Raw genomic sequence first — 12,499 nt, forward strand, 5'->3', positions numbered from 1 at the left:
CCATACTTATCGTAATTTGTAACCTTACTATTATAGAAATGTTTGTGGCAAAATGCAATGGCTGCTGTGGTTGTGTCGATCGTTCTGTACTTCGATTGTGACCTTCTGCTTTTCATCAACAATATACAGCCTTTCGACATATTTTTCTCTCCGCCCCCACGACTACGACTCAACAAGACGCAAAAACTGCCGGACTCTTTATCCGGCAGCTAACTTAAACCTTATTTTACCCATCCAAGAATCATTTCACGCATCAGTTTGCTTGCTGTGTTTGCTGTTTGCTCGGAGTGGTCATAGATTGGTGCAACTTCAACAAGATCTGCTCCAACTACATTTACATCTGAACCCGCAATTGCGTGAATCGAAGCAAGAAGTTCGCGTGATGTGATCCCACCTGCGTCAACTGTGCCTGTTCCCGGTGCATGAGCCGGGTCTAGTACATCAATATCAATCGTAACATAGACTGGGCGCCCTGCTAACTTAGGCAAGATTTCCTTTAATGGCTCTAGCACTTCAAATTTTGAAATATGCATGCCCTTTTCTTTTGCCCAGTCAAACTCTTCTTTCATTCCTGAACGAATCCCAAAGGAATACACATTTTTCGGTCCAATGTGTTCCGCAATTTTACGGATTGGTGTTGAGTGAGAAAGCGGCTCTCCTTCATAATCCACTCGAAGATCGGTATGCGCATCCATGTGAATGATAGCTAAATCTGGGTATTTTTTCGCAACAGCTTTCATCACTGGCCATGACACGAGATGCTCTCCACCCATACCAAGTGGAAATTTATCATCCGCCATCAAGCCATCTATATAGTGCTCGATCAACTCAATGCTTTTATATGGATTTCCAAATGGCAATGGAATATCACCTGCATCAAAATACTTAACGTCTTCCAATTCGCGATCTAAATAAGGGCTATACTCTTCAAGCCCAATCGACACCTCGCGAATACGAGACGGCCCAAAACGTGAACCTGGTCGATAGCTAACCGTCCAATCCATCGGCATACCGTAGATCACTGTACTACTTTTCTCGTAAGATGGGTGACTTTTAATAAATACATTTCCTGAATAAGCTTCGTCAAAACGCACTGATAAAGCCTCCTATTCCGTTAAATCTTTAACGAATTTTGGTAGTACGAATGAAGCGTAGTGCAGCTCTTCCGTATAGTATTTCGTATCGATTTCATGGAAACGCTCTTCAGCTATTTTAAGCGGATCATGCTTTTTTGAACCTAACGTAAACGCCCAAAGTCCGCTTGGATACGTTGGGATATTTGCTGTATAAAGGCGCGTAATAGGGAAAATTTCTTTCACGTCACTCATTACTTGTTTGATCAAATCTCCTTTAAACCAAGGATTGTCCGATTGAGCAACAAAGATTCCATCCTCTTTCAAAGCTTTTGATATGCCTGAATAGAAACCTTTTGTAAATAAGTTAACTGCTGGTCCAACAGGCTCCGTTGAATCAACCATGATTACATCGTAAATATTCTCACTTTCTGCAATGTGCATAAAACCGTCTCCCACAACGACTTCTACACGTGCATCTTCTAGATCACCAGCGATTTCAGGTAAATATTTTTTTGAGTACTCGATTACTTTACCGTCAATTTCAACAAGTGTTGCCTTTTTCACAGATGGGTGCTTTAGCACTTCTCGTATCACACCACCATCTCCGCCTCCAACGACAAGAACGTTTTCAGGATTCGGGTGAGTGAATAACGGTACATGTGCCACCATTTCATGATAGACAAACTCATCACGCTGAGACGTCATAACCATGCCATCCAACAAGAGCATGTTACCCCATTCAGGTGTTTCAACCATTTCAAGGTGTTGAAAATCTGTTTTTTCTGTGTGAAGCGTTTTGTTAATTTTCATTGTAATACCGAAATTTTCTGTTTGCTTTTCAGTGAACCATAATCCTGCCACGTTCATTCTCCTTTGTAAAAATCTATTTTAAATGGTCATTTTCTATTTTCCGATGTTGTTAGAAACAAGTTAATACCACTTAAGCATTGTTTTCCACATCATTCAAATTAATAACACACACGAGAAAATTATAGAGATAAATACAGGAAATTCAAGAGATATTTCGTGAAAAATTTACCCTTCCTTGTTTTACCTTACCCAAGCAGCATAGAGCTATCCAAAAGCTTTCAAGCGTTTCGTTTAAAATCTTCCCTATCCGCTCATACTAATCAATAAAAGACATCTGGAAGTGGGGAAATTATGGGTAGATTGGAAAGGAGAAAAAAACGCAAATGGGTTCGAGTACTTCGCTATAGTTTACTATCGACCGTTGTGTTCGTTGGACTTTGGAGTGTACTTGCTGTTGGTCTCTATTTTTATGCCAAAACAACGGGCCCCCCGTCTGTTGCAGTGAGCCAATCAACACTCATTTATTCCATTGATGATGAGCCCATTGGTGAACGACATACGGGTGAAAAACGATATTGGAAGTCGCTAGATAACATTGCACCAGATTTAATAAATGCAACACTCGCGATTGAAGATCGCAAGTTTTATGATCATAGTGGCTTTGATTTTAAACGTATTGCAGGAGCTGTGATAGCGGATGTAAAAGCCCTGTCTAAAGTTCAAGGGGCAAGTACGATTTCGCAACAATACGCTCGTAATCTTTATCTCACCCATGACAAAACGTGGAATCGCAAGCTGAACGAAGCACTTTATACGGTACGACTCGAATGGAACTATGACAAAGAAACGATTTTAGAAGGCTACTTAAATACGATTTATTACGGGCACAGCTCCTATGGTATTGAAGCTGCGAGCCAATATTATTTCGGAGTCCCCGCTAGTGACCTGACGCTTGCGCAATCGGCTTTACTCGCGGGTATTCCAAAATCTCCTTCTGGCTATTCGCCTGTTAACTATTTTGATAATGCAAAGGAACGACAGGAACTAATTTTATCTGCCATGGTAACAAACGGCGATATATCACAAGAAACAGCTGATGAGGCAAAAGCTGAGAATCTCGAAATTACAGCACAGCATCCATATACTGCTACAGAGGTCGCACCTTTTTTCCAAGACGCGGTGTGGGCCGAGCTTGAAGAGAAGATAGGACTCGATCATTTAAAATACGGCGGCTTAAAAATTTACACAACGCTGGATCTTGAAAAACAACAAATTGCAGAAAAAGTGATGGAGGAGGTTGTACCAGAGGATTCTGAGATTGAAGTAGGATTTACTGCCCTAGATCCAGAGACAGGTTATGTAGAGGCTCTGATTGGTGGACGAGATTACGACGCAAGCCCTTTTAACCGAACGACACAAGCCGTTCGTCAACCTGGTTCAACGCTTAAACCATTGCTTTATACAGCTGCGCTTGAACATGGTTTTACTCCAGCCACAACGATGCGTAGTGAGCCAACAACGTTTACGTACGATAATGGCAACAGCGAATACTCACCACAAAACTTTAACCGTAAATTTGCAAATGACACGATTACACTTGCTCAGGCAATCGCAATTTCAGACAATATTTATGCCGTAAAAACTCATCAATTCTTAGGGGAAAATACGTTGAGTGAGATTGGTCATCGCTTTGGATTGAGTACAGAGATTGACAACCAACCAGCTGCAGCACTTGGAACATCTGAAGTTGTCCCGCTCGAATTGATCAACTCGTACAATCTGTTTGCCAATGGCGGGAAACGCACTGAACCTGTTTTTGTGAGACGTGTCGAAACAGCAGACGGGACGGTCATTTATGAGCATAAAGATGAATCCCAAGAAGTTGTCGATTCAAATGTGGCGTTTGTCATGACGCATATGCTCACAGGAACATTCGATCCTGCTCTAAACGATTATTCAACTGTTACGGGAATTACTTTGTTAGATGAAAAGTCCCGCGAATATGGTGCAAAGTCAGGAACAACCGACACTGATCAATGGATGATTGGCTTCTCTCCTTCTTTAACTGCTGGTATATGGACAGGCTATGATGACAGTCGGGAATTAACATTAAGCGAAGATAAAGCAATCGCTAAATCCGTGTGGATTCGTTTTATGGAGCGTGCGTTAGAAGGAACGGAAGAAGAGTGGTTTGTGCCACCAGATGGTGTTGTCGCGGTCGATATGGACCCTAACTCTGGATTACTTTCTTCCGATCAATGCGAAGGTATGCGCACAGCTTATTTCCTAAATGATACAGAACCCATAGATGCATGCTCAAATGAAGACGAAATTGACCCACCAGGCGAACCAGTTATGACACCAATCGAAGAACCTGAGGCACCTGAGGAAATTGAAGAAGCGGATGGGGATTGGTTAGAAAATTAGTTTTAAACGAAAAGTGGAAGCGGCTCGTTCTGCCCCGACATGCACAAGGCGATTACCGAGGAGGGCGTTCTTTACCACCACAGGGAAGCGACTTGTGACTCGAGGGGCTAGCCGCTGGAGCTAGACATTACGAAAAGTGGAAGCGGCTCGTTCTGCCCCGACATGCACAAGGCGATTACCGAGGAGGGCGTTCTTTACCACCACAGGGAAGCGACTTGTGACTCGAGGGGCTAGCCGCTGGAGCTAGACATCACGAAAAGCGCGGAAGCGGCTTGCTCAGCCCCGACATGCACAAGGCGATTACCAGGGAGGACGTTCTTCAAAATAGTAGAAAAACCTCGAGGTGTGCGGCCTCGAGGTTTTTCCTGTCCTAGTTACACTTTATGCTTGTGTATTTGTAGTTTACTCGGTTTCTCCTATAGGGGCAATAAATTTTTACCATTTTTGCAGAAACCGTCACATTTTGTCCAAATTTGTTGTTCCCTATTTATTGATATGTAGGGCTTCGCGTAATTCCTGTTCCGAGTGCGTCCACATTGCTGCATTATGACGTTTCAAAAAGTCTGCTAATACACCTTTTGATCGCTCATCCATTTTCTCAACGATAATTTTTCGTTTCATTGATTTATCCATTAAATTAACGTGTTCAGGTAACATCTTATAACCGCGGCGTTTTTCACGGTTTATAACCATTTCACACGCTGTCACGCCCGCATAATATGGACCTTCTGGTTTACGGTCGACCGTCACCCATACAAGCCAGAACTGCTTGCCTCCCTCAGAGTCTTCACGATTTTGTGTGAACTTAACTCCTTTTTCAGCCTTACTTCTCGCATGCATTGCACCGACATCGATTTCCGCTTCTCCCTCTTCAACATCAACAATAACAGGGGAAACATTATCTAAACTAAGTGCACCAATACCGTAGCCACCGTGCCCATCAGTAGGATCATTTTTTATAATATTAAAGCCAATAGTTTTCTTTTTCTTCTCACTCATTCAAATCCACTCCTCTATTTCTAAAGTCCAAAAATCGCACCTACAACTTTGCCAAGGAATTGTCCAATCGCTGGAATTGTCACATTAAACAACGGGGTGATTGTGTATTTACTGAGCGGGGTGATCGCAATAACTAAAAATACGAGTCCACCATATTGTTCATACTGTGTCAGTTTTGGTCGCACATGATTCGGCACCAAATCCGCAATAATTCTGTATCCATCAAGCGGAGGTAACGGAATTAAATTAAACACGAACAGTAAAATATTTAAACTAACCATCGTAATTAACAAATCGCTTACGAATAAAGGTACTTGAACACTTGCTATATCAAGTGCAATATACGTCGCTTGTGCAAAAAACGCAAGCATAAGATTTGTCAGTGGTCCCGCAATCGAAACGAGTACACCAGCGAGACGAGGTTGTTTAAAATAAAATCGATTAACGGGGACCGGCTTCGCCCATCCAAATCCAATGATAAAAATCAATATAGTCCCAATTGGGTCTAAGTGCTTTAACGGATTTAATGTTAATCGTCCTTCGTTTTTCGCGGTAGGATCACCAAACTTATAAGCAATATACGCATGTGCAAGCTCATGCAATGTAAATGCCATCAAAAGTGTAATGATGATATACACGAGCTGTTCTGGATTATTAAATAATGAAAACACGCTTCAACTTCCTTTCAATCGACCCATTTTTACTTATTTTACTTGTGTTTATACCATGGTCATTTACACTAAAAGAAGCAGCAACTGATTGATTCGATTGTATCACATTTGGGATCCACCATACGTTGCTGAAGTTTATTGAAGAGGAGATTATGCACATGCCTTATGTAACCGTTAAAATGATCGAAGGGCGCTCTGAAGATCAGAAAAAAGCGTTAGTGGAAAAAGTAACGAATGCAGTCGTTGAAACAACAGGTGCACCCACAGAAAAAGTAGTGGTATTCATCGAAGAGATGAGTAAAAACCATTACGGTGTTGCTGGAAAACGTTTAAGTGACATAGAATAGTAGATATTTTAGCCAGAACTGCTCGTTTGCGTGGTTCTGGTGTTTTATTAGGTACAATACACCTTTGACACCAAATCATAAGTCGACTTCAATAAAATTGTCATAACCGAGGATTTGTCCTCAATCAAAAAAGAAGCCACCGCCAAAAGGCGGCGACTTCAATCATTTTATTACTTAACCGATTTTTTTAACAATCCAACCATAATCGCAGTTACAACAGTTCCGACTGCAATCGCTAGTGTATAAAGCAGGATGCTGATTAACCCATCTTCAAGTGTAGCAAAGACGAAAATTCCTCCGTGTGGTGCACGCAATGCGAGGTCAAACCATAGTGTTAGTCCACCAGCGATTGCTGAACCTACGACAGCAGATGGAATAACACGCAATGGATCAGCCGCGGCAAACGGGATCGCACCTTCTGTAATAAAAAATGCCCCTAAGAAATATGCCGATACCCCCGTCTTGCGTTCTTGATCATTGAATTTACGTTTGAACAAAGTTGTTGCAAGTGCCAGTCCTAGTGGTGGTACCATTCCTCCTGCCATAACAGCTGCTTGAGGACCAAATTGACCGTCAGCAGCAACGGCTATTGCAAAAGCATATGCAGCTTTGTTGATCGGTCCCCCCATATCAATTGCCATCATACCTCCAAGGAGAATGCCGAGTAAGGCTAGGTTACCAGTTCCAAGTCCACTTAACCAATTAAGAATGCCTTCATTGATCGCACTAAGTGGCAGAACCGCCCAATACATAATAAGTCCTGTTGCTAAAATACCGAATAACGGGTAAATCAATACTGGTTTTAATCCATTGAAGATTGCCGGAAGGTTTTTAAATATAGATTTCAATCCAAGTACGATGTAACCAGCTAAGAAACCAGCGATAATCCCTCCAAGAAATCCACCGCCACCTGTTGCAGCCATTAATCCCCCGACGATACCTGGTGCAAAACCTGGACGATCTGCAATACTCATCGCGATAAATGCAGCAAGAACAGGAACGATTAAGAAGAATGCATTATCGCCACCGATGTAGCTTAAAATATCACCGAAAGGAGAACGTTCTCCCGTAAGTTGATTTTCAAACGCAAAAGATGCTGCGATTAAAATTCCACCCCCTACGATTAATGGGAGCATGTTTGAAACCCCGTTCATTAAGTGTTTGTAAACACCTGAGCGCCCTGTTCCTCCACTGGATGCTCCATCTTCTTTTGAAGCAGCCCCTGAACTTTGGTAAATAGGTGCATCTTGTTTAATCGCACGATTGATCAATTCTTCTGATTTTCGAATCCCATCTGTAACAGGAACTTCAATCACATGCTTACCTCTAAAGCGTTCCATTTCTACTTTCGTATCTGCAGCGACAATAATAGCAACTGCGTTTTCGATTTCAGCTGGTGTTAACACATTTTTCGCACCGTCTGAACCGTTTGTTTCAACTTTAATATCTACGTTCATTTCTTTTGATTTATTTTTTAGCGCGTCAGCAGCCATGTATGTGTGTGCGATTCCTGTTGGACAGGCCGTTACAGCTAACACTTTTCCGCTTGACACTTGTTGTGTCGCTTCCTTTTGTGACTGTGCTTCAACTGCTTCTTCTCTCTCTTTTTCTTCTTCATGATGTGCAATGATAGCAATGACATCCTCTGTCGTTTTTGCTTCAAGCAGCCCTTGTTTCACTTCTTCTTTTAATAGCAACACAGATAAACGGCTTAGCGCTTTTAGGTGAGTATCGTTCGCACCAGCAGTGGCAGCGATCATAAAAATTAGATGCGCTGGTTGACCATCAAGTGACTCATAATCAAGTCCAGCTGTTGAACGACCAAATGCGATGGCGGGATTTTTTACTGCTTCTGTTTTTGCGTGAGGAATGGCAATCCCTTCACCGATTCCAGTTGTCGTTTGATCTTCTCTTGCCTGGATTGCTTGCTGATAAGCAACACGATCATTTAACTTTCCCGCACGATCTAAAACAGAAACCATCTCTGCAATTGTACCTGCTTTATCCGTTGACTGTAGTTCCAGCTGAATTAACTCTTTTGTCAGCAAATCTGTTATTTTCAATGAAAACCCTCCTTTAAATTAGTGATTGGATTGTTACTTGTGGTACTAAACGTTCAATATCATCGGCAGTTGCTAATCCTTCTGAAAAAGCCGTTGCAGAACCTGTTGCGACGCTAAAACGAAATGACTCTTCTATCGAGAGGCCTTTCTCACGCCCCGCTAAAAATCCAGCAACCGAGGAATCACCCGAACCCACACTATTTTTCACTATACCTTTTGGGACTTGAGCTTGATAAATGGCGTCTTTTGTCAGTAGTACAGCACCTTTTTCAGCCATGGAGATCATAATATTTTCAATGTCATAAGCTAATAGTTTTTTACCATACAAAATGGCCTCTTCAACCGTTTTCACTTCAACACCGAAATATTCACCTAACTCGTGTTGGTTTGGTTTAATAAAGTGAAGCGATGACGTTAATGCAGGCTCAAGCAAGGCTTTTTCTGCGTCAATAACAACTTTCATCCCACTAGATGATGCCTTTTCGGTGAGGTCACCATATAGCGATGATGACAGTGAAGACGGGATGCTACCAGCTAACACGAGCGTGTCTCCCTCCCCATATTCATTAACTAGCTGTAATAGAGCGTTAAGATTCTCCGTTGAAATTGAAGGGCCCGCTGCATTAACCTCTGTTTCATCACGCGTCTTTAGTTTAATGTTGATCCGTGTTGGCTCATCAATTTGAACGAAATTCGTTTGAATACCTCTCGCAGTCAAAGAATCTTTGATAAACTCTCCGCTAAACCCACCGACAAAGCCTGTTGCAACACTTGGGATATGAAGTTCATGAAGGACTTGGGTCACATTTATCCCTTTTCCACCTGCAAAATAAGTTGCATCACCTGTTCTGTTCAATGAACCGATGTTAAGTTCACTTAATCTAACGACATAATCCACTGACGGATTAAGTGTGACGGTTACGATCATACTCCCACCACCTTTATGGTTGTTTGTTTTTTATATTGAGATTTAACGACTTCTTCTAATTCGTTTGTAATAAGTACGGCGTCTTCAGTATTCCCAAATTTAGAAAAAGCAATTTCGCCCACTTTGCTATCATCAGCTAGTACATATGTTTCGCGTGATAAGGAGATGGCTAGTTCCTTAACCTGTGCCTCTTCTGGATCTGGTGTTGTATAGCCAGATTCAAAGTGAACCCCATTTGTACCCATAAACGCTTTATCAAATCGGTATGCTTTCATTGAATCAAGTGCACCACGTCCGATCATAGCGTTTGTTCGTGGCTTGATATAACCACCAATTAGGTATGTTTTGATCCCTCTTTGAAGGAGTTGTTCAATGTGCATTAAACCATTCGTCACGACGACGATTTCCTTATCTGGTAAAAAACCGATCATTTGTTGCGTAGTAGTTCCGGCATCGATAAAAATACAATCGCCTTCTTCCACTTGCGATGATGCAAATTGAGCGATTTTCTTTTTTTCTTGAGAGCTTTTGAATGATTTCTCTGGAACACTTGGTTCTTGAAGCTTTCCTTTTAAAAGCTTGGCACCTCCGTGAACTCGTTTTATATATTTTTTATTTTCAAGCTCCGTTAAATCCCTGCGAATTGTAGATTCCGAGACACCTATTACGTCAACGAGCTCTTGAATTTTTACTACATCTTGTTGTTTTACACGCTCTAAAATGAGTGCAAACCTCTCGTCTGTCAGCATCTGACACGCCTCCATTTCAAAATCTTACATTTAGTATAAAGAGAACGCTTTCTAAAATCAATCAAAATCAATCATTTTCATCCAAAATTAGTCACAGAAGGCATGTTGAGAGATTCTCCGTTTCAAAAAGGTAACTTTTAAACTTCTACATTTCAGCCCGTTCCCGCAGAAAAAAAACGATCACCGCCGCATAGGCGATGATCGTTTTCATGATGAAATCATAGAGAGGTGCTCAATATAGTTCAACGCTTGATCAATTTCATCGTTTGAGTAATTTTGTTTTCCTTTAACCTTATGAACTTTCTCCACAAGATCCTTTTCTTTTAATCCGTCAAAATAAAGCATCGTTGCGACAAGTTCTAAAAATCGAGAGGACTGTGTGTTTAGATCGACCAAGCAATTTTCTAACGACGGCATTGGATCTGCTTTTTGCGAAGCTAAAAACGCCTTCCCTTCATCTGTAACGCCGTATCGATATTGAATATAACCACTTTTCTTTTCTTTTTGTTCAGTCAAAAACCCCATATTGCAGAGTTCTTCAACGCGTAGAGTCAACTCTTCTGAATACGGTCCAAAAAAGTGAAACTGATATTTTTCATGAAAAGGAAATGATAATTTTTTTGCAATATAAATCATCTTTTGCAGTTTTTTCCGTCCCACAATATCCCCTGAAGCGAAAAATGCCTGCATCAGCTTGGCATGATCTTTCATCAATGGCTTTCATCTCCTTTAACTACCTGCAAATAACTAGTTAATACCAAGGATATTACGTATTTCCGCTTTAATTTCTTTATGGGTAGAATCATTCATTACACAATCTTTTGGATAATAGAGTTTATGATCCGTTCTTCGTTTCCCCGAAATAGCGTCCACAATATCCGACTGCCTTGAAAGCTCACGTAACTCGCCGCTTGGCATCATTAAATGGATCGGAACGCGTTCCTCTTCTTCGCCTGGTCGATAAAAATCATACGGTAAATCTGAAGATGAATCGACGACCAAGTAATATTCTGGGTTCAAGCCAGCCTGCTGGAACAGTTTTTCAAGCTTGTTTAATTTCTTATATTCTTTAGATGGATCAAATTCCACATATTTAAATAGATTACGATTCATAAATCGTTGGCAAAGATCACTTAGAATTGGATCTTTTTCCTCTTCCCACATTTGGAAATAATACAAAACGATCGATTCGTCCAGTTTTAGATAATCCTGTAATGTGACATCACCTTTAAACATCGATACAAAATGGTACGGCTCCATTGCAAATTCATAGTTTTCTTCACTAAGTTCTTTTGCACGATGAAGAACCTTAGTTAATATCACTTCTGAGCTTCTGGTCACTGGGTGAAAATATACTTGCCAATACATTTGATAACGACTCATGATGTAATCTTCAACCGCATGCATCCCGCTTGATTTGATGACAACTTGATCTTCTCGTGGTCGCAGTACACGTAAAATACGTTCCATATCAAAATGACCATAGCTAACACCTGTAAAATATGCATCGCGCTGTAAATAGTCCATTCGATCCGCGTCAATTTGACTTGAAATCAAACTAATAACTTGCTTGTTTTCGTACGTTTTAGCAATCACGTCAGACACATGTTGTGGAAATGACTCATCTACACGACTAAGCACTCTATTCACGCCCGTATCACCTAAAATGATCGCTTGTGTAAATGCTTCGTGATCAAAATCAAACACCTTTTCAAATGAATGTGAAAATGGTCCATGCCCAAGATCATGTAATAACGCTGCACAAAGCGAAACGAGTCGTTCACTTTGGTCCCATTCTGAACGAGGCGCAAATACATCATCGACAATTCGACGTATAATTTCATAGACACCAAGCGAATGATTGAAACGGCTGTGCTCTGCACCGTGGAAGGTTAAATACGTCGTTCCAAGCTGTCGAATACGGCGTAAACGTTGGAATTCTTTTGTACCGATTAAATCCCAAATCACACGGTCGCGCACATGAATATAACGATGAACAGGATCTTTAAAAACCTTTTCCTCTTGAAGCTTTTCCGTGGAATACGTCATCGTTTCCCCTCTTCTCATACTTCATAATTTTATTATAACGGCTATTTTTTTCGTTACACTACTTGACAATTTACAACCATTCTAAAACATTGCTATCTCAATTTTTGAGACTTTAAAAAAGTTATTATAGCGTTTTATGCAAGTATAAGCCGCCCCGACAAGGTGGGACTCTCTGCATCAAGTCAGTAAAACTGATAACTCGATAGAAAACCGCTTTAGCTGGATAAATAGTTTCGCCACGTTTATTTATCCACACATAATATAATTCCTTAAACAATTAAAAAATCCAACCTCCCCGTCTGCGAACTTCTTTGCGTAAGACCTTCTTGGTCAGGCAGTGAATGAACGCTCGTTGGTGGCTGGACTTTTGTTGCACGCTG

Annotated in this window: 11 protein-coding genes; 2 read left to right on the forward strand and 9 right to left on the reverse strand. The window is 41.1% G+C overall.

Annotation, left to right across the window (positions count from 1 at the left end; translation table 11 throughout):
• Positions 1-221: 221 nt before the first annotated feature.
• Complete coding sequence (gene speB, locus AB1471_RS03625) at positions 222-1,094, reverse strand: agmatinase (RefSeq protein ID WP_367778238.1); 873 nt, start codon at positions 1,092-1,094, stop codon at positions 222-224.
• Positions 1,095-1,106: 12 nt separating this feature from the next.
• Positions 1,107-1,937: a polyamine aminopropyltransferase gene (gene speE, locus AB1471_RS03630; RefSeq protein WP_367778239.1), complete on the reverse strand. Its 831-nt coding sequence runs from the start codon at positions 1,935-1,937 to the stop codon at positions 1,107-1,109.
• 300 nt (positions 1,938-2,237) lie between these two features.
• Between speE and AB1471_RS03635 the strand changes: the two genes are divergently transcribed.
• The gene (locus AB1471_RS03635; protein ID WP_367778240.1) at positions 2,238-4,313 is read left to right on the forward strand and encodes a transglycosylase domain-containing protein; all 2,076 of its coding nucleotides are present in this window, start codon (positions 2,238-2,240) and stop codon (positions 4,311-4,313) included.
• Between the two features lie 483 nt (positions 4,314-4,796).
• On the opposite strand, the gene AB1471_RS03640 is transcribed toward AB1471_RS03635, so the two are convergent.
• Together AB1471_RS03640 and AB1471_RS03645 are read right to left on the reverse strand one after the other, a co-directional pair.
• Positions 4,797-5,312, reverse strand: a complete 516-nt coding sequence (locus AB1471_RS03640) for a YwhD family protein (protein ID WP_367778241.1) — start codon at positions 5,310-5,312, stop codon at positions 4,797-4,799.
• 20 nt (positions 5,313-5,332) lie between these two features.
• On the reverse strand, positions 5,333-5,926 hold the full coding sequence (locus tag AB1471_RS03645; RefSeq protein WP_367778668.1) for a site-2 protease family protein: 594 nt from the start codon (positions 5,924-5,926) through the stop codon (positions 5,333-5,335).
• Positions 5,927-6,141: 215 nt separating this feature from the next.
• On the opposite strand from AB1471_RS03645, the gene thmT reads away from it, so the two are divergent.
• Positions 6,142-6,330 (forward strand): 2-hydroxymuconate tautomerase, encoded by a 189-nt coding sequence (gene thmT / locus AB1471_RS03650; RefSeq protein ID WP_367778242.1) that lies wholly within the window; start codon positions 6,142-6,144, stop codon positions 6,328-6,330.
• 170 nt (positions 6,331-6,500) lie between these two features.
• Here the strand turns inward: thmT and AB1471_RS03655 are convergent, their stop codons facing one another.
• The 5 genes from AB1471_RS03655 to AB1471_RS03675 form a co-directional block, all read right to left on the reverse strand.
• Positions 6,501-8,393, reverse strand: a complete 1,893-nt coding sequence (locus AB1471_RS03655; RefSeq protein WP_367778243.1) for a PTS fructose transporter subunit IIABC — start codon at positions 8,391-8,393, stop codon at positions 6,501-6,503.
• A gap of 13 nt (positions 8,394-8,406) precedes the next feature.
• Positions 8,407-9,321, reverse strand: a complete 915-nt coding sequence (gene pfkB, locus AB1471_RS03660; protein WP_367778244.1) for a 1-phosphofructokinase — start codon at positions 9,319-9,321, stop codon at positions 8,407-8,409.
• A complete protein-coding gene (locus AB1471_RS03665; RefSeq protein ID WP_367778245.1) occupies positions 9,318-10,070 on the reverse strand; it encodes a DeoR/GlpR family DNA-binding transcription regulator in 753 nt (250 codons plus the stop codon). The genes pfkB and AB1471_RS03665 overlap by 4 nt, the downstream gene beginning before the upstream one ends.
• A gap of 207 nt (positions 10,071-10,277) precedes the next feature.
• Positions 10,278-10,784 carry a YwgA family protein gene (locus AB1471_RS03670; protein WP_367778246.1) on the reverse strand — a complete coding sequence of 169 codons (507 nt, stop codon included), beginning with the start codon at positions 10,782-10,784 and terminating at the stop codon, positions 10,278-10,280.
• Positions 10,785-10,817: 33 nt separating this feature from the next.
• Positions 10,818-12,119, reverse strand: coding sequence for an HD domain-containing protein (locus AB1471_RS03675; protein WP_367778247.1), 1,302 nt, complete (start codon positions 12,117-12,119; stop codon positions 10,818-10,820).
• Between the last annotated feature and the right edge of the window lie 380 nt (positions 12,120-12,499).

The organism is Jeotgalibacillus marinus (genome assembly GCF_040801915.1).
In the GTDB taxonomy this organism is placed as follows: domain Bacteria; phylum Bacillota; class Bacilli; order Bacillales; family Jeotgalibacillaceae; genus Jeotgalibacillus; species Jeotgalibacillus marinus.